Annotated in this window: 24 protein-coding genes; 16 read left to right on the forward strand and 8 right to left on the reverse strand. The window is 61.7% G+C overall.

What is annotated here, in order from left to right:
• Nucleotides 1–64 precede the first annotated feature (64 nt).
• Nucleotides 65–826: an IclR family transcriptional regulator gene (locus ABIE52_RS23635; protein WP_003942865.1), complete on the forward strand. Its 762-nt coding sequence runs from the start codon at nt 65–67 to the stop codon at nt 824–826.
• On the opposite strand, the gene helR is transcribed toward ABIE52_RS23635, so the two are convergent.
• Nucleotides 788–3010, reverse strand: a complete 2223-nt coding sequence (gene helR, locus ABIE52_RS23640) for an RNA polymerase recycling motor ATPase HelR (RefSeq protein ID WP_158170734.1) — start codon at nt 3008–3010, stop codon at nt 788–790. The two genes, ABIE52_RS23635 and helR, sit on opposite strands and share 39 nt — an antisense overlap.
• 281 nt (nt 3011–3291) lie before the next feature.
• Here helR and ABIE52_RS23645 point away from each other — a divergent pair, with 281 nt between their 5' ends.
• The 4 genes from ABIE52_RS23645 (at nt 3292) to ABIE52_RS23660 (ending at nt 6965) form a co-directional block, all read left to right on the forward strand.
• Nucleotides 3292–3756, forward strand: coding sequence for a hypothetical protein (locus ABIE52_RS23645; protein ID WP_225320190.1), 465 nt, complete (start codon nt 3292–3294; stop codon nt 3754–3756).
• A gap of 302 nt (nt 3757–4058) precedes the next feature.
• Entirely contained in the window at nt 4059–4295 is a 237-nt protein-coding gene (gene mbp1 / locus ABIE52_RS23650; RefSeq protein WP_003943084.1) for a microaggregate-binding protein 1, read from the forward strand.
• A gap of 144 nt (nt 4296–4439) precedes the next feature.
• Complete coding sequence (locus ABIE52_RS23655) at nt 4440–6608, forward strand: catalase (protein WP_003943216.1); 2169 nt, start codon at nt 4440–4442, stop codon at nt 6606–6608.
• A gap of 87 nt (nt 6609–6695) precedes the next feature.
• Nucleotides 6696–6965 (forward strand): DUF7218 family protein, encoded by a 270-nt coding sequence (locus ABIE52_RS23660; RefSeq protein ID WP_003943161.1) that lies wholly within the window; start codon nt 6696–6698, stop codon nt 6963–6965.
• A 57-nt stretch (nt 6966–7022) separates the two neighbouring features.
• Here the strand turns inward: ABIE52_RS23660 and ABIE52_RS23665 are convergent, their stop codons facing one another.
• Nucleotides 7023–7328 carry a hypothetical protein gene (locus ABIE52_RS23665; RefSeq protein ID WP_192712709.1) on the reverse strand — a complete coding sequence of 102 codons (306 nt, stop codon included), beginning with the start codon at nt 7326–7328 and terminating at the stop codon, nt 7023–7025.
• A gap of 160 nt (nt 7329–7488) precedes the next feature.
• Between ABIE52_RS23665 and ABIE52_RS23670 the strand changes: the two genes are divergently transcribed.
• Together ABIE52_RS23670 and ABIE52_RS23675 are read left to right on the forward strand one after the other, a co-directional pair.
• Nucleotides 7489–8637 carry a glutamate--cysteine ligase 2 gene (locus ABIE52_RS23670; protein ID WP_007735690.1) on the forward strand — a complete coding sequence of 383 codons (1149 nt, stop codon included), beginning with the start codon at nt 7489–7491 and terminating at the stop codon, nt 8635–8637.
• A 77-nt stretch (nt 8638–8714) separates the two neighbouring features.
• Complete coding sequence (locus ABIE52_RS23675) at nt 8715–9242, forward strand: CinA family protein (protein WP_158170736.1); 528 nt, start codon at nt 8715–8717, stop codon at nt 9240–9242.
• Between the two features lie 298 nt (nt 9243–9540).
• Here ABIE52_RS23675 and ABIE52_RS23680 read toward each other — a convergent pair whose 3' ends face one another.
• Nucleotides 9541–10239 carry a PHP domain-containing protein gene (locus ABIE52_RS23680; RefSeq protein ID WP_354541548.1) on the reverse strand — a complete coding sequence of 233 codons (699 nt, stop codon included), beginning with the start codon at nt 10237–10239 and terminating at the stop codon, nt 9541–9543.
• Nucleotides 10240–10299: 60 nt separating this feature from the next.
• Nucleotides 10300–10998, reverse strand: coding sequence for a TetR/AcrR family transcriptional regulator (locus ABIE52_RS23685; RefSeq protein WP_225320187.1), 699 nt, complete (start codon nt 10996–10998; stop codon nt 10300–10302).
• Nucleotides 10999–11217: 219 nt separating this feature from the next.
• Between ABIE52_RS23685 and ABIE52_RS23690 the strand changes: the two genes are divergently transcribed.
• The 3 genes from ABIE52_RS23690 to ABIE52_RS23700 are packed head-to-tail and all read left to right on the forward strand — an operon-like array spanning nt 11218 to nt 14719.
• Nucleotides 11218–12588, forward strand: coding sequence for an MFS transporter (locus ABIE52_RS23690; protein ID WP_192712710.1), 1371 nt, complete (start codon nt 11218–11220; stop codon nt 12586–12588).
• A gap of 14 nt (nt 12589–12602) precedes the next feature.
• Nucleotides 12603–13067, forward strand: a complete 465-nt coding sequence (locus ABIE52_RS23695) for a MaoC family dehydratase (protein ID WP_003943225.1) — start codon at nt 12603–12605, stop codon at nt 13065–13067.
• A gap of 14 nt (nt 13068–13081) precedes the next feature.
• Nucleotides 13082–14719, forward strand: coding sequence for an AMP-binding protein (locus ABIE52_RS23700; protein WP_064113550.1), 1638 nt, complete (start codon nt 13082–13084; stop codon nt 14717–14719).
• A 7-nt stretch (nt 14720–14726) separates the two neighbouring features.
• Here ABIE52_RS23700 and ABIE52_RS23705 read toward each other — a convergent pair whose 3' ends face one another.
• From ABIE52_RS23705 to ABIE52_RS23715, 3 genes are all read right to left on the reverse strand, one after another.
• The gene (locus ABIE52_RS23705) at nt 14727–15089 is read right to left on the reverse strand and encodes a hypothetical protein (RefSeq protein ID WP_225320185.1); all 363 of its coding nucleotides are present in this window, start codon (nt 15087–15089) and stop codon (nt 14727–14729) included.
• Nucleotides 15090–15177: 88 nt separating this feature from the next.
• Entirely contained in the window at nt 15178–15615 is a 438-nt protein-coding gene (locus ABIE52_RS23710) for a hypothetical protein (protein WP_007735701.1), read from the reverse strand.
• Nucleotides 15612–16337 (reverse strand): TetR/AcrR family transcriptional regulator, encoded by a 726-nt coding sequence (locus ABIE52_RS23715; protein ID WP_007735703.1) that lies wholly within the window; start codon nt 16335–16337, stop codon nt 15612–15614. The genes ABIE52_RS23710 and ABIE52_RS23715 overlap by 4 nt, the downstream gene beginning before the upstream one ends.
• Nucleotides 16338–16437: 100 nt before the next feature.
• Here ABIE52_RS23715 and ABIE52_RS23720 point away from each other — a divergent pair, with 100 nt between their 5' ends.
• Entirely contained in the window at nt 16438–16815 is a 378-nt protein-coding gene (locus ABIE52_RS23720; RefSeq protein WP_030537422.1) for a VOC family protein, read from the forward strand.
• Here the strand turns inward: ABIE52_RS23720 and ABIE52_RS23725 are convergent.
• Nucleotides 16803–18419, reverse strand: a complete 1617-nt coding sequence (locus ABIE52_RS23725) for an AraC family transcriptional regulator (RefSeq protein WP_192712711.1) — start codon at nt 18417–18419, stop codon at nt 16803–16805. The two genes, ABIE52_RS23720 and ABIE52_RS23725, sit on opposite strands and share 13 nt — an antisense overlap.
• A 105-nt stretch (nt 18420–18524) precedes the next feature.
• Between ABIE52_RS23725 and fepB the strand changes: the two genes are divergently transcribed.
• Genes fepB through ABIE52_RS23750 form a run of 5 tightly spaced genes read left to right on the forward strand, consistent with a single transcriptional unit; the run spans nt 18525 to nt 23357 of the window.
• Entirely contained in the window at nt 18525–19538 is a 1014-nt protein-coding gene (gene fepB / locus ABIE52_RS23730; protein ID WP_192712712.1) for a Fe2+-enterobactin ABC transporter substrate-binding protein, read from the forward strand.
• A gap of 4 nt (nt 19539–19542) precedes the next feature.
• Nucleotides 19543–20592: a FecCD family ABC transporter permease gene (locus ABIE52_RS23735; RefSeq protein ID WP_354541549.1), complete on the forward strand. Its 1050-nt coding sequence runs from the start codon at nt 19543–19545 to the stop codon at nt 20590–20592.
• Nucleotides 20589–21644 carry a FecCD family ABC transporter permease gene (locus ABIE52_RS23740; protein ID WP_192712713.1) on the forward strand — a complete coding sequence of 352 codons (1056 nt, stop codon included), beginning with the start codon at nt 20589–20591 and terminating at the stop codon, nt 21642–21644. The genes ABIE52_RS23735 and ABIE52_RS23740 overlap by 4 nt, the downstream gene beginning before the upstream one ends.
• A 24-nt stretch (nt 21645–21668) precedes the next feature.
• Complete coding sequence (locus ABIE52_RS23745) at nt 21669–22493, forward strand: ABC transporter ATP-binding protein (RefSeq protein WP_007735712.1); 825 nt, start codon at nt 21669–21671, stop codon at nt 22491–22493.
• 21 nt (nt 22494–22514) lie between these two features.
• A complete protein-coding gene (locus tag ABIE52_RS23750; protein ID WP_042448187.1) occupies nt 22515–23357 on the forward strand; it encodes a siderophore-interacting protein in 843 nt (280 codons plus the stop codon).
• The last annotated feature ends 5 nt before the right edge of the window (nt 23358–23362 follow it).

Consider the following 23362-nt stretch of genomic DNA (forward strand, 5'->3'; position numbering starts at 1 on the left):
CTACTTTCGCCGCGGCACCGAGATTGCGCCAGGGAACTGTCTCACTCAGCGATACGCTGGGGAGGTGACTGGCAGCGCAAACCTCGACACCGTGCTCGGCAAGGCGGTGACGATCCTGCGCGCCTTCCGGGCCGACGACCACGTGTTGCCTCTGGCCACCCTGGTCCAGCGGACGGGCCTGCACAAGGCGACGGTGCACCGCCTGGCCAACGAACTGGTCGCGAACCGGCTACTCGACCGTATCGACGGTGGCTACCGGCTCAGCGGCGGCCTCTTCGAACTCGGCATGCTCGCCTCTCTCGAACGTAGCCTCCTGGAGATGGCGATGCCGTTCCTCCAGGACCTGTACGAGCGGACCCACGAGACAGTCCACCTGGGGGTCCGTGACGGCCACGACGTCGTATACGTCGCGAAGATCGGCGGACACCGGCAAGCCAACTCGCCGTCCCGGACCGGTGGCCGGATACCGCTGTATTGCACCGCAATCGGCAAGGCGCTCCTGGCATTCTCCGACAACGAGTTTCGCCGCGAGGTGCTGTCGGAGCCGATGACGCGCCGAACCCCGCACACAATTGTTGCGCCCGGCATTCTCAATACTCAATTGAACCGAGTGGTCGAGACCGGTATTGCGTTCGAGCGCGAGGAATCAGCGCCGGGTCTCGCGTGCGTTGCGGCGCCGGTATTCGGAACCAATGACAAACCCGTCGCGGCCATCAGTGTCACCGGTCCCACCAGTCGCTTCGTCCCCGAGAGCCAGGTGTCCTACGTGCGCGCTGCTGCCGAAGGCCTACACAGCACGATCGCTCGCCGCGAACGATTGCGGTGATCTGGCCGTCCCGACCCGGACGAGCCCGGTCAATGCGTGCGGCAATGGCCCCTCGTGTAAGACGCCGAGACGTTGGGTCGCGCGGGTGAGGGCGACATAGAGTTCAGACGCACCGCGTGGGCCGTCGGCGATGATTCGCTCCGGTTCCACGACGAGCACGGCATCGAACTCCAGGCCCTTCGTTTCCGAAACCGGCACAGCGCCGGGCACACTCGCAGGTCCGATGACGACGCTCGTACCCTCGCGTCCGGCCTCGTCCTGATTGAATTCGTCGATGGCGGAGGCTAGTTCGTCGGCGGATATTTGTCTGGACCACGGCGCGATCCCGCAGGCGCGGACGGACTCGGGTGGCTGGACGTCTGGCGCGAACTCGGCGAGCAAGGCGGCGGCGACGCTCATGATCTCGGCGGGGGTGCGATAGTTCACCGACAGGGATCGGTAGATCCAGCGGCCGGGAACGTACGGCTCCATCATCGTCGCCCACGATCGGGCACCTGCGGGTGAACGTCGTTGCGCGAGATCACCTACCACCGTGAAAGACCGGTCCGGGCAACGGCGCATCAGGACTCGCCAGTCCATCTCGGACAGCTCTTGTGCCTCGTCGACCACGATATGCCTGTACGTCCAGTCTCGGTCAGCAGCAGCGCGTTCGGCGAGCTCCCGGGTATCGCGTTCGACGAAACGATCCGCCAGGTCCTCGGCGTACAGCATGTCTTGGGCGAGGAGATGATCCTCGTCGTCCATCAAGTCTTCACGACTGATCATCATGTCCAGCACGCCCGCTGCATACGCAGCCTCGTCGCGGCGTTCACGTTCGGCACTCTGGTCGACGGGCTTGTCCCGGCCGAGCATGTCCACCAATTCGTCGAGAAGCGGAACGTCGGACACCGTCCAGGCATCACCCTCTCGGCGCAACAGTGTCTCGTCTGCGCCTGCCTTGCGTAGGCGTTCCGGCGAAGTAAACAGCTGTGTCAGTAGCTCTTTCGGTGTCAAGATCGGCCAGAGTGCGTCGAGTGCGGCGGCAAACGCGTCATTCTCCGCCAACTCTGCGGTCAGATCTGCGCGCACTTGTTCCCAGGCTTCACGGTCACTGCGTGTCAACCATCCCTTGCCGATCCGCGCTATCGCCCGCTCGGTCAGTGCCCAGGTGACGATTTCGGTGAACACAGTCCGAGCGTCGTTGTGGGGGAGTCCGCTCGAACGAGCTTCTTCTCGGGCCCACTCCGCAGTTTCGGCGTCGATTCGCACTGTGACGTCCGCCAATTCGATCAACAACGGGTTCTCGGGCAATCGCTGATGATCGGCAATCGCTGCGCCGAGAACGTCCAGGATCTTCAGCGAGCCTTTGAGCCCAGCGGCCTCAGGAGCGTCCTCGGCGGTGACGCGTAAACCCGGAACGAGATCACCGGTGGTCATGAACACCACGTCGGACTCGCCCAGCGACGGCAGTACGCGGCCGATGTGGTTCAGGAACGCCGGGTTCGGCCCGACCACGAGGACGCCGTGACGTTCCATTCGCTCTCGCTGCGTGTAGAGCAGGTAGGCGACGCGGTGCAAGGCGACGACGGTTTTCCCGGTACCGGGGCCACCTTCGATCACCAGCACCCCGGGGTGTTCGAGTCGGACGATGTCGTCCTGTTCGGCCTGGATGGTCGCCACGATGTCCCGCATTCCCTCACCGCGGGGTGCATTGACTGCTGCGAGCAAGGCGGAATCGCTGTGGGTGTCGTGTTCTGCGCCGTCAGGGCGCCCGAGTACCTCGTCGGTGAAATCGACCACGTGTCGACTGCGTGTGTGGAACTGACGGCGTCGACGCATGTTCTCCGGGTTTGCAGCGGTGGCAACGTAGAACGGGCGGGATGCCGGCGCCCGCCAATCGAGCAGCACCGGTTCGTAGTCGTTGTCCGCATCGAGAAGGCCGATTCGGCCGATGTACGAAGTCTCACCCGACAGCGAGTCCAACCGGCCGAAGCACAGGCCGTTGTCGGCTACGTCCAGCCTCTTCACCTCTTTGGCGAGCGCGCGCACCTCTGCATCGCGTTCCATGAGTGCTTCGCCGTTTCCGCGCAGAGCGGTGCTGTACCTGCCCTTGACTCGGGCGCGCTCCGCATCGAGGCGTGCGTAGAGCGTCTCCACATAGTTCCGCTCGGATCGCAGTTCTTCTTCGTATCCCTGGGTTGGCACGTGCCCTCACTTCCGCTGGCTGTTCCGATCCCGTAGTGGGTCGTGCGGGATCGGAAGAGCCATTCTGCGGCACTACCCGGGCCTTGCCGCAAGGCCCCCGGTGCGATATACATTGATAGTGGAAGGGAGTGTCGATCCTCCCTCGGCTTTTTCCCACAGATCCTCTCGCGACCCCCCAGCCTGATGCACGGCTCCCAGCCTGATCGATGTTTGGACCCCGAGTGTCACGGGTACAAATCCAGTGACCGGTGTTCCAAAAACGGTTCCCCTCATGAACTTACGTGGATCGAGGGATTGTGAAGGCGATACTGGCAACGGCCGCGAGCATCCTTCTGGTGGTTGCCCTGGCCGTCGCCGTCTTGCTTCTCCTTTCCGGATCACCGCGCGAAGGTACTTCGCACGAGCTCGCCGATACGGTTCACACGATCGGTGGGAAGCCGACAACCTGCACCGAGTTGTTCGGTGAAACATGCAGCTTTGCTTTGCAGTCGGACTACAACCAGTGGGGACAAAACCTCGAGGGTTTTGTCAATGCCGGGACCCTCGGACCTTTCGCCCGCAGTATCGGCTTCGTGGCGGAGGCGAAACTGAGCTTGCAGGCATGCGAGGTCAGCGCAACCGCCGGGCGGACGATTCTCGATTTCTACACTCTCGCCGAGATCGACCACCCCACGGCCACCACCACCGACCTCTTCCCCTTCTGGAACGAGTCCCGCCAATTCCTGTGCCCGGTAAACAGTTTCTGAGAATGCTGTTTGCTATTTGAGATGTTCGAGACGCATCGCTCGCTCGGAGCCAGGTTGGGCGCAAGCGCGCGAATCGTGGACAGCGTTCCGCCCACGGGGGGATCGGTCTGTAACTGGCTCATGAGCACTGAATAACACACGAGAGTGAACGGCACTCCCCTCGGTGGCCGCTTCTTGTACGCGTTGCGGCGTGTCGGTGCACGGATGTTTATGCGAATTTCGACGGGGTAGGGCCTTCTGTGTGGGAGTCCTACCTGTGTGGGATCCCCGAGCGAGAATCCGAAACGTATTGGAGGGTCAACGTGCCAGATGACAAGAGCGGTCCCAGCGAGGGAATCAAAGGCGTCGTAGAGGACGTCAAGGGTAAGGCCAAGGAAGCCGTGGGTGCGGTTTCCGGAAACGACAGTTTGACCCGAGAGGGCCGCGCCCAGCAGGACAAGGCCGAAAGCCAGCGAGAAGTCGCGAAGAAAGAGGCAGAAGCCGAGAAGGCTCGCGCAGAAGCGGCCGCGGACGAAGCGCGACAGAAGTCCGAGCAATAGCCCCTGACGCACTCGTCACCCTCGGCCTGGGATTGATCCCAGCCGGGGGGTGAGTCGTGGCTCCGCGTTCAGTTTGAAATCTCTACTTACATAAGGCGTAACAAGATTCTTGCGCCCAGCATGACGATCAAGAGGAGCTGTTCGATGCCTTCATCTCAGTCCGTCCCAGGTGCACCGGCCCCGAAAGCGCCGGACCTGAAAGAGCCGGTCAAGCCTCGACAGCCGTTGCCGCCCAAGGATGACCAGCGGCAGCCGGAGGTGCGTACCGTCGCGGGTGCCGAGGAGAAGGTGAAGGGAAACGGTCGCGGCCAGCGGGGGGAGTACCTCACCACCGCAACCGGTACACGTCTCTACGAGACCGACCACTCACTCACTGCCGGCGAGCGCGGCCCGACTCTTCTTCAAGACCACCACCTGCGTGAGAAGATTACACACTTCGATCACGAGCGAATTCCGGAGCGCGTCGTCCACGCCCGCGGGGCGGCCGCACACGGAACGTTCCTGGCGAATGGCGCGGCCGAAAACATCTGTAAAGCATCGGTGTTCGCTTCCGGTGCTCGAACCCCGGTGTTCGTGCGGTTCTCGACGGTGCTGGGTTCACGAGGTTCGGCGGACACCGTACGCGACACACGCGGTTTCGCCACCAAGTTCTACACCGACGAAGGTGTCTTCGACCTGGTGGGCAACAACATCCCGGTGTTCTTCATCCAGGACGGCATCAAATTCCCGGACATCATCCATGCCGCGAAGCCCCACCCGGACCGCGAGATCCCGCAGGCGCAGAGCGCGCACGACACATTCTGGGATTTCGTGTCGCTGCACACCGAGGCCACGGCGCACACATTGTGGAACATGTCCGATCGCGGCATCCCGCGCTCCTATCGCATGATGGAGGGCTTCGGTATTCACACGTTCAGGCTCGTGAATGCCGATGGCGAGACGAATCTGGTGAAATTCCACTGGAAGCCGGCCGCCGGAGTGCATTCACTCGTGTGGGAGGAAGCGCAGATCGCCGGCGGTGTGGATCCGGATTTCCATCGACGCGATCTTGCCGACGCCATCGAGGCGGGCGCATATCCGTCCTGGGATCTGGGCGTGCAGGTGTTCCCTGATACCGAAGACGAAATGTTCGAAGGCATAGATCTATTGGATCCCACCAAGATCGTGCCCGAAGAACTCGCGCCGGTTCAGGTCATCGGAACGATGACACTCGACGCCAATCCGACGAACTTCTTCGCCGAGACCGAGCAGGTTGCATTCCATCCGGGTCACTTGGTTCCGGGTGTCGACATCACCAACGATCGTCTCCTGCAGGCACGTTTGTTCTCGTACCTCGACACCCAGATCACGCGACTCGGTGGCCCCAATTTCGATCAGATCCCGATCAACCGTCCTCACGCGCCTGTCAACGACATGCTTCGCGACGGCTTTCATCAGGACGGTGTACATACCGGAGTTGCGCCGTACCATCCCAATTCGTTGGACGGTGGGTGCCCGTTCTTGGCCTCGGCGGAGAGCGCGGCCTATATCGAGGTGCCCGAAGAAGTTTCAGGGCGAAAGGTGAGGCAGGCGCCGGCATCGTTCGACGATCACTTCTCGCAAGCTCGACTCTTCTATCGCAGTCTCTCCCCTGTCGAGCAGGAGCACGTCGCGCAGGCGTATACCTTCGAATTGGGTAAGTGCTACGAGGAGAACATCAAGACCCGGAATCTGGGCATCTTGGCAAATATCGACGCGGGTCTCGTGTCGATCGTCGCAGGGGGGCTTGGCCTTCCGGTTCCCGAACCGACCGAGCCGTTGAGTGATCCGGAGCTCAGCCCTGCACTGTCCCAGGTTGGTGCGGAATGGCCGGTAGACGGAAGGATCATCGCACTACTGGTCGATGAGAACTCCGATCTCGAAACGGTTGTCGCCGTTCGAGACAAGATCTTCGACGCCGGCATGGTGCCGCTGATCCTCGGCCCGCACGGCGGAACCATCGGGGACGGTGACGACGCGGTGACGGTGCAGCGAACGTACCTCACAGCTCGTTCGATCGAATTCGATGCAATCCTGCTGAGCGGCGACGTTTCTCGGATCGGCGAGGGCAAGTTGGATCCACGGGTGGAGACTCTGCTGAACGAAATGTATCGTCACAGCAAGGCAATTGGTGGTTGGGGAGAGAGCATGAGTGCGCTGGCTGCGGCCGGTATCGACGAGTCTGCATTGGGAGTCGTCGTCGATGCAGACGCGGAAGGAGCGCTCGCCTCGCTGGCTCAGCTTCTGAAGACGCACCGCGTGTGGGGGCGTTTCGAGGTGCCGCCTACATCCTGAGTGCCGACGTACGTTCGAACCTGCGGTGTGGCCGAATTGCCAGTTCGGCCACACCGTCGGAGTGAAGACGAGTGAAGGGACGAAACAGTGGCTCGCAAGGACTCACAACCTCAACTCAAGGATCAAGAACTCTACGAAGAGCTACGCGAGAAGGGCGATTCCAAGGAGAAGGCGGCCCGAATCTCCAATGCGGCCGCCAATCGAGGGCGGTCGAATGTCGCCAAGTCCGGCGGACAATCCTCGCCGTACGAGGAGTGGACAGTCGACGAGCTGAAGAAACGTGCCAAGGAACTCGATCTGCACGGCTATTCGAAGCTGAACAAGGGTGAGCTGATCGAGCAACTCCGCACTCACTGAGCTGTGTTCTGCTCGAGTCGTATTCTGCTTGTGCAGAATACGACTCGAGCGGTCGGTTCAGTGCCCTTCTTGATCGAAGAGTTCCTGACCTTCCAGTCGTTTGACCCGTCGGTGTTCCATCAAGATGGCCAGTGTTCCGACGATGAAGGACACCACGCACACGACGCCGGCAATGACTGCCCAACCACGAAATCCGTAACCTGCTGCCACCAAGGTCAATCCGAGTGTTGCCAGGCCCAGTCCGATCAGCAGGTATCCGGGATAGTTGCGACCGTCGCTGATTGCCTCCCCTGCGTGCGATCGATTTGTGTGTTCGTCATCTACCGGTGAACTTTCGCTCGCGTTTGTCACGGCACACTCCATCCTGAGCTCATGACGACTTGCGATTCTTCGCTCGTCGTCGGTTCACAGGGCAACTACCCGATCGGTGACTGGATGAAACGGTCGGAGTAGTGCCGAAAGGGGTAGAAGGTCGTACGCTCGAAGTATCGGATGTGGATGAAAACCGGTGCGAGGAAGCCCTATGAACGCGAAGCCGACTCCCGACATATTCTCGGTAGGTACACCGACTCTCGGTGTCGAAGAGGAGTTCTTGCTCTGCGATCCGCAGACTGGACATCCCACTCTGCGCAACTCCGAGGTTGCTGCCGCCGGGCGGGAACTCGGTATCTCGCTGCAACTCGAACTCACGCGCTGTCAGGTGGAGACGTCTACGTCGATCGGAAACCATATTCGTGATCTTCGTGATCAACTCTGTGAGTCGCGTGCCGTCACCGCCGACGCCGCTGCCCGTGTGGGTTGTCAACTCATCGCAGTCGGGACGCCGTTCTACGATCCGCCGGTAGACGAGATCACTCAAACGTCGCGATACCAGCGAATGGCCGGTCAATTCAGAGCGATCACCGAAGGTGTGATGTGTGGTTGCCACATTCATGTCGGTGTGGAAGATCGAGAACGATCGGTCCAGATCATCAACCATCTGCGCCCATGGTTACCGACCTTGTTGGCACTGACGGCGAACTCTCCGATCAGCGCCGGTCGCGATACCGGTTATGCGAGTTGGCGTTACGTTCTGTTCGGCCGATGGCCCAGTTCGGGTCCGCCGCCCTACTTCGAGTCCGTGGCGCACTACGAAGATGCTGTTGCAGCAATGCTGGAGACAGGGGTCATTCTCGATCCACACATGGTCTATTGGGATGTGCGCATGTCGGATCACCTTCCCACCGTGGAGATTCGGATCAGCGACGTGCCCGCCACCGTGGAGGAGACGATGACTCTGGCCACACTGGTGCAGGCACTCGTCGGTACCGCATCCGCCGCGATCACGAAAGGTGAAGCAGCGCCTGCTGTCGATCACGAGCTACTCCGCGCGGCTTGCTGGCGGGCGGCGCGTGACGGACTCGACGGGAGGTCGCTGGACGTGGAATCCGTGCGCTTGCTGACTGCACACCAGGCGGTTCGGCAATTGGTGGATCACGTCGAACCTGCGTTGACTGCATTCGGAGAATTCGAGCAGGTCACGGCCTCCTTGGACAAGGTGTTCAGCAACGGAAACGGGGCGATCGTGCAGCGCCGTCAACTCACGCGTCGGTCACGTGTAGCTGATGTGATCGACGAGTGCGCTCGACGCACTTTCGAAGGGTGCAGTTCGCAAGGGGGCAGTGAGCTGTAAGGCACGGTTGGAATGGGCATTCGAGAACTTTCAATGTCTTGTCGAAGTCACCGATCGGACTGCAGGAGGAGGAACATATGAATGGCGATCCACGACCCGAGCTTCCGTCGGACAAGGATCTCGACGATATGTGCAGGCAATTGGCTGCGGCAGTAGAGGAAAACGGTCTGTCGGTGGCGACGGCGGAATCGTTGACTGCCGGGAACATCGCCGCACATCTGGGAAAGGCGCCGGACGCCGGATCGTGGTTTTGTGGTGGGATCGTCGCGTACACCCGCGAGGTGAAACATTCCGTACTTCATGTTCCGGACGGGCCAGTGGTCTGCGAAGAGGCAGCCAGGGTCATGGCGCACAGCACCGCCACACTGATGGGTGCGTCGCTAACGCTGGCCGTCACCGGTGAAGCCGGTCCTGATACCCAGGAGAACGTTCGACCCGGAACTGTGTGGTTCGGAGTCGTCGACCATGGGACCGCCGAAACGGAGAAGCAGGTTTTCTCGGGCGACCCCGAAGCTGTCCTCGGTGCAACTGTCGAGCACGCGATCCAACTACTTCTGCGTCACGCATCCGGTCGCCACACACCGAGTTCGAGAGTTGTGAACTAGTCGAGTTTTCAACTCTTCGAACGGTTCTTCTTGTGACGACCTGTGTGTTTCGCAGGCGCCTGCGCGGTTGGAACCAGATGACCGTCGGCCGTGTATTTTTCGACTACGAGGTTCTTGCTGACTCCTCGGTTCGCATCCACTGCGCAAGTGATTGCTTCCTTGTCGGAATTGAAAGGTTCCTCGGTCGAAGAGCCGTCGGGCATCGTGATTTTGTACCGATCCATACATCGACTATTGCGGGTTGATCCGTCTCCGACAACCCGAGTTCACGGAAATATCGGTCTGGGAGTCAGGCGGATCAGCGGGTCCAATACTCTTCGGGACGTTGACCCGGACGGAATCCGTAGTGCGCGAGCATCGCGGTCGCTTCCGGAAAATTGGCTGCCAGAGCTTCGGGCACATGTGCATCGCTGCCGAATGTCACCGCTTTACCTCCCTCTTCGCCCCACCATTGGGGTATCCAGGGCAACAGCCGACGGGTGTTCATCTCGAGGATCCGGTCGCTGTCGGCGATGGCGCGCATCGCATTTCGGAATCCCTCTTCGAATCGACGGGGATCGAAAGGTCCGGCACTTTCGATCGGCCATGCACGCACCGCGTAGTCGATATGGGTGAACACCTCGAAGGTCCGAGAGTCAGCCACCATACGCGGGATCTCATCGAGGTATGCCCACATGACTTCGTCGGCACTCCACTTTCGAAACAGAGTGTTCGGTTCACTCCGATCGTCGCCGACCTCAAGCGTGTGCAAGGAACCCAATACCCGGTCGATGACACCGAGATCAAGGAGGTGCGACGCCTGCGCTTCGTGCAGGTGCGGTTGTCCGAACTCGACGCCGGTGAGTATCCGCAATTCAGGAAAACGGTGTCGGCATCGTTCGATGCTGTCGAGATAGCCGCCGACGTCGAGGATCGGTGCGCGCGCAAGTCTGTTGCATTCGTCCGGATGCGTGCGACAGCGGTCCACCGGTGTCCCACGACCACTCGCTGTGAACATGACTGTCCGCGGGTAGTTGCATGTTCGGTTCGTACCAGAGCCGGGAGTTTCGGGGGGCGGTTAAAGCTCGGACTGTCGCGCGAATTCGCTCTGTGCAGTGGTTCCCCAGATCTCGGAGGACTGAGTCTCGGGCTCGCTGTCCAGCTTTCGGACGTCGTGAATGAACTCCACACCGTGCAGTTCGTCGGACGGAACCGACAGAAGCTTGCACGTGGTGCTGACGAAGAATCGCTGGACATCTTCCAACTCGAGACGCCCACCGGGCCGGTACCAATGCGCGACCCCGGTACACATCTCGAGTATCGCGAGTCGGCTCAATGCCAGATCTTCGATGTCGAAGGCGCCCACGCGTTGTCCGCGTTCGAGGATCTGTCCGAAAAGTTGCTCGTACTCGTCGCGCAGGGTCTGCAACTCGATGCGGTTGTCTCCGGTCAACCCGCGCATCTCGTACTCGGCGACGCGGGCAGTCAGTTGGTTGACGGCGGTAATGCCGACGTGTGACGACACCAGGCCGGCGAGCTGGACTACGGGATCGGCGCTTCGGCGCATTGCCCGCTCTCCCGACTGCGTCAGCTCGTCGAGGCAGGACCGAATGATCGAGGCCAACAGTGACTCTTTGCTGCCGACGTAGTGGTAGAGCGTTGCCGAGTTGATGCCGGCTTCGGCTCCGAGCTCACGAATGCCGGTGGCGGCGAATCCTTTCGTCGCGAACAGCGTGACTGCCGCCCGTTGAACGCGCCCCAGGTCCATGATCCTCATTTCGGTTGGTTGCCCAATCATGCTAGCATCGCCGCCGAAATCGACCGGCTGTCAATCAGTCGATTGATAGCTGTTTGTGAACTGGCAAATTGCATCTCAACTAATCAATCGATCGATTGAAATACGCTTGACTGTGCCCTGGGTCACTGCATAGTCTCCTTGTCGAGCCTCCCTCTCGGTGCGAGAGCTAACAGGGCACTCCATACAAGGAGCAATGACATGAACGACGCGAATCCCCCATCTCCCGCAACTGTCGACAGGCCTGCCCTGCGGCGTGTGGCCGGATCGGTTCTGGTCGGCACCACGATCGAGTGGTACGACTTTCAGATCTACGGCGCCTCCGCCGCGTTGGTCTTTGCGCCGCTGTTCTTTTCGGGCGCAGACCCCGCGCTGGCGACAATTCTTTCCTTCGCCACCTTCGCTGTCGGCTTCCTGGCGCGGCCACTCGGCGGTGTTGTGATGGGCCACTTCGGCGACCGCATCGGACGCAAGAAGGTCTTGGTGCTCGCACTTCTCTTGATGGGAGCAGCGACGTTCCTGGTCGGCGTCCTTCCGACCTCCGCCCAGATCGGTGTGTGGGCCCCGATTCTTCTCGTATTGCTGAGACTGATTCAGGGCTTCGGCGTCGGGGGTGAGTGGGGCGGTGCAGTTCTGACTGCTGTGGAATACGCACCCAAGAACCGCCGCGGTTTCTACGGCAGTATGCCGCAGGTCGGTGTGCCTGCTGGCCTTCTGCTGGCGACGGCCGTCATGTTCGGCACCAAGACGCTCACCGGGGACCAATTCCTGGTGTGGGGGTGGAGAATTCCCTTCCTGCTGAGTATCGCGTTGGTCGCCGTCGGGCTTTACATTCGCACCGCGTTGGAAGAGACTCCCGCATTCGCTCGCGTGAAGCAGCAGAACACTGCGGTCAAGATTCCGATGGTCGACGCGTTCAAGAACTACCCTCGTCAAATCATTCTTGCCGCAGGTTCGATGATCAGCACGGGCGCTTACTTCTACATCCTCAACACCTACAGCCTGACCTACGCCGATCAGTTCGATCTGCTGTCCGGAAACCTCATGCTCGGAGCGGTCATGGTGTCCGCGCTCGTTGCAGTCATCTTCATTCCGATCTTCGGTCAACTGTCCGAAAAATTCGGCCGACGCCGGATCCTGATGGTCGGCATCACCGGCATGGGAGTGTGGGTCTTCGTTGCATTCGCCGCGATAGATACCGGCAACTTCTGGATCACCACCGGCGCATTGGCAGTCGGCGCATTCATGCTCAGCATCTCGTACGGGCCGCAGGCGACGTTCATCGCGGAACTGTTCGACGCACGGGTGCGGTACAGCGCAGCGTCCATCGCTTTTCAGATCGGGGTGCTCTTGGGTGGTGCAATCGCGCCGATGGTTGCCGCCATGTTGGTTCGCGCAACCGGTGGATCGCTTGCGGTCGCTGTGTATATCGCTGCCCTGTCTGTTATTTCGCTGATCAGCGTCTACTTCGTCCGTGACACCGACCTCGACGAAGGAAGTCGCGACATGTACATCGATGACAACGGGGCGTATCTGCCGCCGGTCGATCAACGCTCCACGGTTGTCAACTAATAGAGGAAACTTCAATGATCACAAAGAGTTTCGAAGAGATCTCTGTCGGAGACATTGCGGTGACGGACCCGCGGGTCGTCACCGAAGACTATGTGCGAAGTTTCGCCGACCTCACCTGGGACCGCCATCCCCTTCACCTCGACCCCGACTACGCGCAGCAGACGCGCTTCGGTCGCCAGATCGCCCACGGTGCCCTCATGTTGTCCACCTTGCTCGGTCTGGTGGAGTTGGACCCCCGTTACCTGCAGTGCTTCTACGGGCTCGATCAGGTCAGATTCCACCGGCCGACTTACCTCGGCGACTCGGTGCATGCGGTGTCGGAAGTGCTGTCGGTGCGCCCTCGCTCGGACGGTGAGACCGCGATCGTGACGTCGAAAGGCTCACTCGTCAACCAAGACGGAGACCTTGTCTTCTCCGGCGAATTCTCATTCCTGGTAGGCGAGACCCATTCCCTCGACCTCGAAGTGGGTGCTCGGTGAGTTCTCGGCGGCATATGTCATGGTGGCAGGACCTCGAAGCAGAACACTTCGAATGGGCTGTGCCAGAGCACTTCAACATTGCGCACGCATGTGTCGATGTACAGAATCCCGATGATCTGGCCCTCGTCGTAGACACCGGTGGGCACTGGGCGCGGTACACATTCGGTGAAGTCGCCACGATGAGCCGAAAGTTCGCGACCGTGCTCGCGGATCTCGGCCTGGTCTCAGGCGATCGCGTCGGTGTGATGGTCCCACAGGGAATCGAGGTTCTGGCGACACATCTGGGCGCCTTCCGATCCGGAATGGTCACCGTTCCACTTTCGGTCAAGTTCGGATCGGATGCGTTAGTACATCGGATGCGTGACTCCGGCGCGAAAGTTCTTGTGGTCGAGAAGGACTGCTATGAAAGAGTTGCCGACGGAATCGGTGAGATGCCGGGTCTCGAAGCCGTAATCGTGGTCGGAAGGCTCGATCGGCTCTCCGATTCGACGCCCGTGCAAATCCTCGATTTCCACAGCCTCGTCGACGATGCCGCAGAAAGTAGTGAACTGGTAGCCACGGGCCCCGATTCACATGCCATCATCATCTACACCTCAGGGACGACCGGGAATCCGAAAGGCGCGCTCCACGGGCACCGAATTCTCCTGGCGCACATGCCCGGTATGCGGACGGCGTTCGACAATGCTCCGCAGCTGGGAGACGTCTTCTGGACGCCGGCAGACTGGGCCTGGATCGGTGGTTTGTTCGACGTACTGTTCCCCGCACTTGCGTTGGGGTGCCCCGTAGTTGCGACGCCCGACAAATTCACGCCTTCGCGTGCGGTCGAGATTCTGAGCCGTCACAAGGTGACGGGCGCCTTCATTCCTCCCACTGCCCTCAAGCAGATGCGAAGCATCGGCGTCGACAAGACTGCTGCGCGTGGTATTCAGCTGCGGGCATTGGGAACCGGTGGTGAGGCACTCGGTGACGCGCTGCAAGCCTGGGTTGCGAGCACTCTCGGCGTAGCTGTCAACGAGTTCTACGGGCAGACGGAAATGAATCTGACCATCGGCACGTCGCGGTCGAAGTGGAGTCCCGCCAGCGGTTCGATGGGCCGCGCCTTCCCCGGCTTCGAAGTCACCCTCCTCGATCCACTCGGCGAGCCGGTCGAGATTGGTGAGGTAGGCGAGATCTGTGTGAAGGCAGGCAACCCCGGACAGTTCCTCGGATATTGGAACCAGCCGTCGAAGACCGATGAAAAGGTGTACGACGGTTGGATTCACACCGGTGATCTGGGTCGGACTGATGACGCCGGGAACTTCTGGTACCAGGGACGTGCCGATGACGTCATTTCGTCCGCGGGGTACCGAATCGGCCCCGGAGAGATCGAAGAGTGCCTGCTCTCGCACGACGAGGTAGCCATGGCAGGTGTCATCGGTGTTCCGGATCCGTTGCGCGGCGAAGCGGTTCACGCTTTTGTCGTACTGTCCGAGGGGTCGAACTCCTCGGAGGAGCTCCGTTCGGAGTTGCAGACCCACGTGAAAAGTCGCCTTGCTTTCTACCAGTACCCGAGGGAGATCACGTTCATCGACAGCTTGCCGCTCACCACTACCGGCAAGATCCTCCGACGTGAACTCCGAGCGCTGGCCACCTCCGCGAACGGACTCGGCTAGCAGAGGGCTACATGTTGGGTAGGACCACGACGAAGAACCAGCCGCTCAGTGCCAGACCGATGAATCCGGTGAAGAGGCCGACTATTGCATCCCATGGCAGCTGGCGGGCATTCGAGAGCAGATGCCCGCCAGACTTCTTCGGGTGACGTCGGAGCGCGAAGATTCCTGTTGTGATCGCGCCGACGCCCAGCAGGATGCCGAAGCCGAAAGCCCAGAACAGGAGTACCGACAGCGCGCCGAGCATCTCAGACCGCTCACTCCAGCGTGCGATGCGCTGTGTTTCGGTGGGCGGAGGCCACTTGTGTGAAGGCGACAGAGCTGCTCCGAAACGGCGGGTGTGGTGACGAATTGACTGGTCGCTGAGAAACATTGTCCACCACGCCTGGAGTTGAGTCGATGTGCCGCTGGTATGTACTCGTCTACCCCGTCTTCGCGGATGTATTCCGCTGATTTCGAGGCTAGGTGGTTGCCGCTTCTTCCCAGGAGTTTCCATTCCACACGATGGAGATGGGGTATTCGTTGTTGACCCCGTTTTCCCAGTAGTCGATGACGCCGTGGCGCTCCGATTCGAGTTCGATCCAGCCGATGCTGAATCCCCCTCGAAGTACGCGTTGAGCCCGGCGGTCGATCTTGTCCAGGGAACTGCAGAGTCCTCGCACGCGGGAGTCGATCCAGCCCGCAGAGGCATCAAGAACGGTGATCTCGACGATGCTCGCGTCGCTCAGCGGAATCTCGATGAGAAGCTCGCCGGAATCTCGTACCTCTCGAGTCGATCGATTCTCGTAGGCGTGCAACAGCTCTCGCGGTTCGAACACCGAAGGGTCGCCGTCGGACCGTCGAGACCAACCGAAACGCTGCACGGACACATTGTCTCCCACGAATTGCAGGAATGTCATTCGATGTGAATGAGGCCGTCCAGGGCGTCCAGTACCCGGTCCAGCCCGAACTCCCAGGCCGCCTCGGGGCTGTACGGGGAGTTCTTGGCCTCGCCGGCCGCCCCTCCGACTCGCTGCGCCAGCGGGAAGTCGTCGCCGAGATAAGCAGCCAGACGCTGGTTCCAGGACGACCACACCTCGGCCATGTCGGCTGCTCGGGGGTCAGGGCGCCGCGCTTGCGCCGAGGATCGGGCGAAGTCGGCGACAAATGTCAGGGCGGAGTCCCGGTCGATGTCGCTCAGTCCCGTGCCGTCGAAGGCGTGAAGTTCGTGGTCGTACTTCGCGATAGTTCCCGGACCCAACGCGGAGCGCTGATCGGAGATGTCCAGGAGCCACCAATGCTCCGTATAGAGGGCAAGTTCTTCCTCGGCGACCCGACGCACACGTTGGCGCCAGGTCATGTTCCCGTACGGCAGGAGTGGGCTGTGTCCGTGTACGGCGTCGACCATGAGCACCAGCAGATCGTCGCGGGATCCGACGTGGGTGTACACCGCCATGCCCGAGATTCCGAGTTCGGCGGCCAATCGGCGGACCGTCACGGCGTCGAGGCCGTCGGTATTCGCGACGGAGATCGCGACGTCGACCGCCTGTGAGGTGGTGACCTTCGCTCGCGGGCCGCGGGTGCCACCCTTCGGCGCGAGGGGGTGATCGCGCCAGAGCAGGTCGATCAGTTCGCGTGCCATCAGTCGTCTCCAGAAATCGGGAATACCTCAACGGTGGTATACCTTATACGGTGCATACTGTATGCACTGCATAAGGTTTATTGATCATGGGAGGCCCACGATGAAAATCACCAGCACTGCTCTGTCCTTGAACGTCGCCGACACCGACGCATCGGCAGACTTCGCGAAAACCCATTTCGGTTTCACCGAGGCCATGGCCGATGACGGCTTCGTTTCCCTGAATCATCCGGATGCCGGGGTCAACGTGGTCTTCCTGCGCACCGGGCTCGGGACGTTCAAGCCCGACTTCGTCGCAGGTCCGGCCGGTCAAGGCTTGCTCATTGCATTCGTGGTCGACGATGTCGACGCCGAGTTCGCCCGCATCGCTGCTGAAGGTGCCTCCGTCGTCACCGAACCGGAGACGGAACCGTGGGGTGAGCGTTACTGCCAGTTCGTCGACGCCAACGGAATCGTGTGGCAACTCGTTCAGTGGGTGTGAAGAACCCGAGCGCTCGGCTCCGCGGCGCGCGGCGCAGAACGTAACCAGAGGGCGCGTTCGACGGACTGGGCTTGGAAGCGCTGCGGTGAGATCCCGTGCGCAGTGCGAAACGCTCGGCTGAATGCGGGCAGGTGCGCGTAACCCAGGTTCCTCGACACCGTGCCGGGTGCAACCCCGAGTTGGAGTTGGGTGCGTGCCTGGGTCATCCGTGAAAGCGATCGCCACTGCGGATACGTGGTGCCGGTTTCGATACGGAACTCCCGGCGCAGCCTGGCCGCGTCGGTACCGAACTCTTGCGCCCACTCGTCCAGAGTGCGAGGGTCGGCCGGGCGGGCGGCGGTCGTCGCTGCCAGTCGTGTGGCAATCGAAGCGGCGGGCGAGGTGTTCGAAACCGGTTGTGCAAGAGGGCCGGTGGCGATGATGTCGAATGCCATGGCGCTGTCGTGGCCGCGCGGGCGCAAGGGCGTGTAGGCGGCGACGAAAGTGTGCAGCAATGCCAACTCGTCAGCGGGGGAGAACTGCACGGTCTCGAGGGCGTCGGCAGATACGGTCGACCCGTTCGAGGAACGGAAGCCGAGCGGCAGAAGCAGTGAACCAGTCGGAACCGTGACGGTATTGAGGACGCCTGCAGGAAGAATCATGGCCTCTCCGGTGCGCAGTTCCCAGCTGCGGTCCGCGACGTCCACCCGGGCTTGGCCTCGGTAGACCCACACGGCGACGTGGGCGCCGTTGACGCGCGGCCACGTCGCATTGGCCGGTATCGGCGGCGCTGTTTCCCCGGGCTGCCTGGTCTCTGCGAGCATGCGGACCAATGCTTGATCGTTGTCGGTGTCCACGCTGCGATCGGTTGGACCGGAGAGGGCCCGGCGGCGATAGTCGCTCGGGCTCTCTCCCATCTGGGACCGGAACGCACGCGTGAATCCGCTGCCCGTTTCGAAGCCGACTTCGTTTGCAATCCAACCGATCTCGCGGTCCTGCTTCAGGTACTCCAACGACGCGGCGATCCGAGCTCGAAGCCGCCAGCGCGTGAAGGTGAGGCCGGTTTCTTCCACGAAGTATCGCTGGAGCGTTCGAATGCTGATCCCGGCACGCTTCGCGAATTGTGCCTCGGTGTCGTCGGTGCCAGGTGTTCGCAACAGGGCGTGCGCGATCTCGAACGCTTCCCGTGATTGCGGCAATTGCGGCAGCGAGGTGGCCCCGTCGTCGGCCCGGGTAATCATTTCGAACAAGGACGACGGGTGTGCAGCGTCGCCGCGCAGATAGCCCAGGTTGTGAACGAACTCGTGGATCAGTCTGTCTTCCCATCCGGGCGGAACGCGCAGACGCGTCACGGTAGCCGGCCCGGCGCTGACGCCGTTCGAGGGCGGAAGCAGGATGGGAAACGCGACGGAATCCGAGTCCGTCTCCATCGAATATCGCACGCTCGCCGGGATCCACAACAACTCGCCCGCCGGCACCTCGTAGACGGTCGATCCGGTCCTGACGCGTCCACTACCTGCGAGAACCCAGAACAACAGCGGTGAGCGGCCGATGCTTGGCTCGGTGCGGCAGGCGCGGATCGGCCCCAAGTCGATTGCGTCCGACCTTCCCGATAGTGGTAACACGTTGGCGCTCCTGGACAACCCTTGCGACTTAAGTATGGCTAACTTTACCTCTGCCGACTGTGTTCGCAGCGGCGCACTCTCGTATCTTCAGAAAGCCACATACTCATGCGCAGATCTCTACGCCCGACGGCGGCAGTACTCGCCGCGGTCGTCGCCCTCGCTCTTGCCGGCTGCTCGAATTCGTCAGGTAGTGACACCGGAACCGAGGGCACCCAGGAAACCTCCGGGGCCACCGAGGGCTGGCCGCGCACCGTCGATCACGGCGGCCGCAGTACCGGGATCACTGCAAAGCCGACTCGGATCGTGTCCACCTCGCCGTCGTTGACCGGTACGCTGCTTGCGATCGGAGCGCCGGTGGTCGCGAGTGCGGCGACAACGCCGTCGGGAATGACCGATGACCAGGGGTTTTTCTCCCAGTGGTCGGGCGTGGCGGCTGATCGTGGCGTCGCGGTGCTCTACCGAAATCTCGAGCTGGACCTCGACGCGATCGAGACCTTCGAGCCCGATCTGATCATCGGCTCCGCCAACGGCGGCGACTCGACACTCGATGCCTACTCACAGCTGAGCGACATCGCACCCACTGTTCTTCTCGACTACGGCGCCAGCTCCTGGGAGGAGCTCGCTGATCAGCTCGGGACTGTCACCGGACTCGAGAGCGAGGCCGCCAAAACCGTCGACGAATACGACAGCTGGGTCACCACCCAAGCCGTGAAGATCAAACTTCCCGAGCAGCCGGTGACGGCACTGGTCTACATGGGTGCCGACGGTGTCTGGACGTTCCGAGCCGACAGCCCGCAGGGCAATCTGCTGGCCTCGCTCGGCTTCACCTATGCCGAGCCCGCTGAGCAGTTTGTCGCTCCGGACAAGCGGGGTGCCTCCGGCGTCGCGATCGTCAGCTCCGAAAACATGTCTGCCGCACTAGACGGGGCGCAGACGCTGTTTGCCGTCTCGATGGGGCCCAAGGACGTGGAGAAGCAACTCGCGGCCGACCCGCTCCTTGCGAATCAACCTGCGGTCAAGGGTGATCGGGTATACGCGATGGGAACGGCAGCCTTCCGTCTCGACTACTTCAGTGCAAAGCAGACGGTCGAGTCGCTGGTGTCCACGTTCGGTGGATGACCGCGTGGGTGTTTCTGTGCAGTCCCGGACCGAAGCGCCACTGCGGTCCGGGACGGCCGCGCGTGCGGGGTTGTTGGTCCTCGTCTCCATCGTTGTAATCGTGCTGGCATCCGTCGGCGGACTCGTCATCGGCTCACGCAACATCCCCGTCTCCACTGTCCTCGATGCAGTTCTTTCCTACGACGCCGGTAACAACGAGCACCTGATTGTGATCGAATCACGTTTGCCTCGGACAATTCTCGGGCTTGTGGTCGGGGCCGCGCTCGGACTGGCCGGCGCGCTGATGCAGTCGATCACCCGCAACCCTCTGGCCGATCCGGGACTACTCGGTGTGAACGCCGGAGCATCAGCAGCAGTCGTGATTGCGATTGCCTATCTGGGGGTGACTTCGGTCGGCGGCTATCTGTGGTTCGCGCTTGCCGGCGCGGCCGTTGCCTCGGTAGGTGTGTACATGTTGGGGTCGGCGCATCGCAGCGCCGCGACCCCAGCGCGCATGGCGCTTGCCGGTGCCGCTGTTGCGACGGCGATCACGGCTCTCACCAGCATGGTTCTCATCAGTAACGAGGCCGCATTCAATCAGTTCCGATTTTGGGCAGTGGGTTCGTTGCAAGGCCGCGGCGGAGACGTGATCGTCACTGTTCTGCCCTTCGTCATCGTCGGTATCGTGTTGTCGTTGTTGCTGATTCGTCCACTCAACGCAATCGCGCTCGGCGAGGATGTCGCCAAAGGGCTCGGTGCCAGCACCGGACCCGCACGGGTCGGATCCGCTGTCGCAGTCATCCTGCTGGCAGGGGCCGCCACTGCGGCGGCGGCTGGACCGCTCGGATTCGTGGGCCTGGCTGCGCCGCACATCGTGCGCGGCGTCGTCGGGCCGGATCTGCGATTTCTTCTGCCGTGCGTGCTCGTTGTCGCCCCGGCATTTCTGCTCTTGGCCGACGTTCTCGGTCGCGTTGCCACCGCGCCGGGAGATCTGCAGACGGGGATCGCCGTGGCGGTGCTCGGTGGCCCCTTGTTTGTTGCGCTCGTTCGCTCACGTCGGGTGGCGTCGCTGTGAACGCGATTGCGGCGCAGCCGGTTCCACCGCTGTTCCGCGGTTGGGTGGTTCGAATCGGGCCGTACTCGTGGCGGATAGTTCCGCGAGTGCTGTTCGTAGCCGTGACAATCAGTGCGGCATTGGCGGCGCTCTCGTTTGCCACGCTGATGTACGGAACCTTGGATCTGTCCTTGGGGGATGTGTGGCGTGCCCTGCACGGCGAAGGCACCCCAGCGGCGGTTCGGTCCGTCCAGAATCGCCGACTGCCTCGACTGATCACGGCGATCGGTGTGGGCGGAAGCCTCGGTGTGGCCGGCGCGGTTTTCCAGACGCTTTCGCGCAATGTTCTCGGCTCGCCGGACATCATCGGTTTCACCACCGGCGCTGCGACTGCAGCCGTGGTTCAGATCGTCTTCTTCGGAGGCGGGGTACTGCAGACCGCGGGCGCCGCTGTTCTCGGCGGCATGCTGACGGCGCTTCTGGTGTACACGCTGGCACGCAAAGACGGAGTCAGCGGCGGTCTTCGACTTGTCCTGGTCGGTATCGGTGTGGGCGCGATGCTGAGCGCCGTGATGTCGTTCCTGGTGGTGCGTGCGGATATCGACGACGCCACCGTTGTGCAGCAGTGGACGGCCGGCTCGCTGACCGGGCGCGGTTGGCCACACGCGGTCAGTGTTGCGATCGCCGCCGGTGTTCTCGTTCCTGCTCTCGTCGTGGTGTCCCGGCGCGTCACCATGATGGAGATGGGCGACGACGCAGCGTCCTCGCTCGGGATCTCCGTGGAGCGATACCGATTTGCCGGCATTCTGCTTGCGGTCGCGCTCACCGGCGCGGCGACCGCGGCCACCGGCCCCATCGCATTTGTGGCGCTCGCCGCTCCCCAGATCGCACGACGGTTGGCACGGCGCAGCGGTGTTCTTGTCGCGACTTCCTTTCTGCTCGGCGCAGTTCTGCTGGCGGGCGCCGACTTGATCGCGCAAGCGGTCGAGGTCGGTCTCCGCACTCCGGTCGGTCTCGTCACCAGTCTGCTCGGTGGTGCCTATCTGATCTGGCTGCTCGCTCGTCAGGCCTGAAAAAACTCGCTACGAAAGAGATTCATGACTACTGCCACCCCAACATCGCGGCTGCGTGCCGAGAAGATCGAACTACGGTACGCCGATCGAACCATCGTGGACGAGTTGAGTCTCGAGATCCCCGATGGAGGGTTCACCGTCGTCGTCGGACCGAACGGGTGTGGCAAGTCGACATTGTTGCGTGCGCTCGGCAGAATGCTCGCACCTCGATCGGGTCGTGTTGTGCTCGACGGTAACGATATTCGGTCCTATCGAACCAAAGAAGTCGCCCGGCGAATCGCCCTGTTGCCACAGTCCCCGCTCTCTCCTGGAGCGATCAGTGTCGCAGACCTCGTATCCCGCGGCCGATATCCGTATCAGAGCATGCTGCGCCAGTGGTCACCCGAAGACGAGCATGTTGTCTCCGAGGCCCTGAATGAAGTCGGAATGCGATATGCAGCAGACCAATTGGTGGACGAGCTGAGTGGGGGACAACGTCAGCGGGTATGGATCGCCATGACGCTTGCGCAGCGCACCCCGGTGTTGTTGCTCGACGAACCGACCACCTTTCTCGACATCGCACACCAGATCGAGGTTCTCGACCTCTGTTCCCAACTCCACCAGTCCGGTCGAACATTGGTCGCGGTCCTGCACGACCTGAACCTCGCGGCCAGATATGCCACGCACGTAGTTGCCATGCGGTCCGGAAAAATTGTCATGCAGGGCAGTGCCTCGGACGTCTTCACCCCTGAGTTACTGCGCGAAGTCTTCGACCTCGAGGCGCTGGTTCTCGAAGACCCGGAAACCGGACGGCCACTTGTTGTTCCGCGTGATCGAAGACCTGTCAGTCAGCTACCCGTCCACAACTGAACCACCGATCAGGAGATATCAATGACTACCGCATCTCGACCTGAAGAAACTGAAACGTCTGCGTCGGCAAAGGCGCCACGCGGAGAAGACCACGACCGCGGTCTCAACGACGTGGTTGCCGTCGTCGAACGCGTCGAACGGCCGACCGAGAGCATCTTGCGCATCGCCGTCCAGTTGACTTCGTCGGCGGACGACCCGAATTGGTTGCGGCCCAACGTCGCATTTCGCATCCAGCTCGGTCCACAGTACGGCGACGTCTCTCGCGTCTACACGGTGCGCACCTGCAACGCGCCGAGCAGTTCGATGACCTTCGACGTAGTGCTGCACGGCCACACCAGCCCGATGATGAGGTGGGCCGCCGACCTGCGTGTGGGTGACACGTTCTCACTCACCGGTCCTCGCCCGCACTTCCTCGTTCCCGAGATCGCCGGGCGCCGCGTCGCACTGTTCGCCGACGATACCGCGATACCTGCCCTCTATTCGATTCTGCTTCAGTGGCCCGAGGGACTGACCGGCGTCGGCTGGGTCGCCACCGGTGACGCCGAGGCTTTCGCGGAACTACCCGTGATCCCCGGCCTCGAGCTGCACCATGTCGAAGATGGCCTCGCCGAGTACGCCGTCGAACTCGAAAACCCAGGAGACTACGCTGTGTGGGGTGCCGGGGAACGGGACGAGATGCGAGCCATTCGAGCGCATTTCCGCAAGACAGTCGGCCTGGCGAAGGACGATGTAGTTGTCTTCGGGTACTGGAAGCGAGGGGTCAGCACTACCGAGATAGATCAGAACAGACTTCGGAACTACACGAGCATCCTCGAAAACGGCGGCACGCTCGCAGACATCGACGATCTGGCAATCGGTATCTGACGCTA

The sequence above is a fragment of the Rhodococcus sp. OAS809 genome, assembly GCF_040546695.1.
Taxonomy (GTDB): domain Bacteria; phylum Actinomycetota; class Actinomycetes; order Mycobacteriales; family Mycobacteriaceae; genus Rhodococcus_F; species Rhodococcus_F qingshengii.

Bases quoted from the DNA above. Each gene is read 5' to 3' on its own strand.
- ABIE52_RS23705 (WP_225320185.1), bottom strand. From the start codon at position 15,089: ATGTTTCTCAGCGACCAGTCAATTCGTCACCACACCCGCCGTTTCGGA.
- fepB (WP_192712712.1), top strand. From the start codon at position 18,525: ATGCGCAGATCTCTACGCCCGACGGCGGCAGTACTCGCCGCGGTCGTC.
- ABIE52_RS23665 (WP_192712709.1), bottom strand. From the start codon at position 7,328: ATGGAGTGTGCCGTGACAAACGCGAGCGAAAGTTCACCGGTAGATGAC.
- ABIE52_RS23695 (WP_003943225.1), top strand. From the start codon at position 12,603: ATGATCACAAAGAGTTTCGAAGAGATCTCTGTCGGAGACATTGCGGTG.
- ABIE52_RS23680 (WP_354541548.1), bottom strand. From the start codon at position 10,239: ATGTTCACAGCGAGTGGTCGTGGGACACCGGTGGACCGCTGTCGCACG.
- ABIE52_RS23675 (WP_158170736.1), top strand. From the start codon at position 8,715: ATGAATGGCGATCCACGACCCGAGCTTCCGTCGGACAAGGATCTCGAC.
- ABIE52_RS23655 (WP_003943216.1), top strand. From the start codon at position 4,440: ATGCCTTCATCTCAGTCCGTCCCAGGTGCACCGGCCCCGAAAGCGCCG.
- ABIE52_RS23715 (WP_007735703.1), bottom strand. From the start codon at position 16,337: ATGGCACGCGAACTGATCGACCTGCTCTGGCGCGATCACCCCCTCGCG.
- ABIE52_RS23720 (WP_030537422.1), top strand. From the start codon at position 16,438: ATGAAAATCACCAGCACTGCTCTGTCCTTGAACGTCGCCGACACCGAC.
- ABIE52_RS23745 (WP_007735712.1), top strand. From the start codon at position 21,669: ATGACTACTGCCACCCCAACATCGCGGCTGCGTGCCGAGAAGATCGAA.
- ABIE52_RS23710 (WP_007735701.1), bottom strand. From the start codon at position 15,615: ATGACATTCCTGCAATTCGTGGGAGACAATGTGTCCGTGCAGCGTTTC.
- ABIE52_RS23690 (WP_192712710.1), top strand. From the start codon at position 11,218: ATGAACGACGCGAATCCCCCATCTCCCGCAACTGTCGACAGGCCTGCC.
- ABIE52_RS23700 (WP_064113550.1), top strand. From the start codon at position 13,082: ATGTCATGGTGGCAGGACCTCGAAGCAGAACACTTCGAATGGGCTGTG.
- ABIE52_RS23670 (WP_007735690.1), top strand. From the start codon at position 7,489: ATGAACGCGAAGCCGACTCCCGACATATTCTCGGTAGGTACACCGACT.
- ABIE52_RS23685 (WP_225320187.1), bottom strand. From the start codon at position 10,998: ATGAGGATCATGGACCTGGGGCGCGTTCAACGGGCGGCAGTCACGCTG.
- ABIE52_RS23750 (WP_042448187.1), top strand. From the start codon at position 22,515: ATGACTACCGCATCTCGACCTGAAGAAACTGAAACGTCTGCGTCGGCA.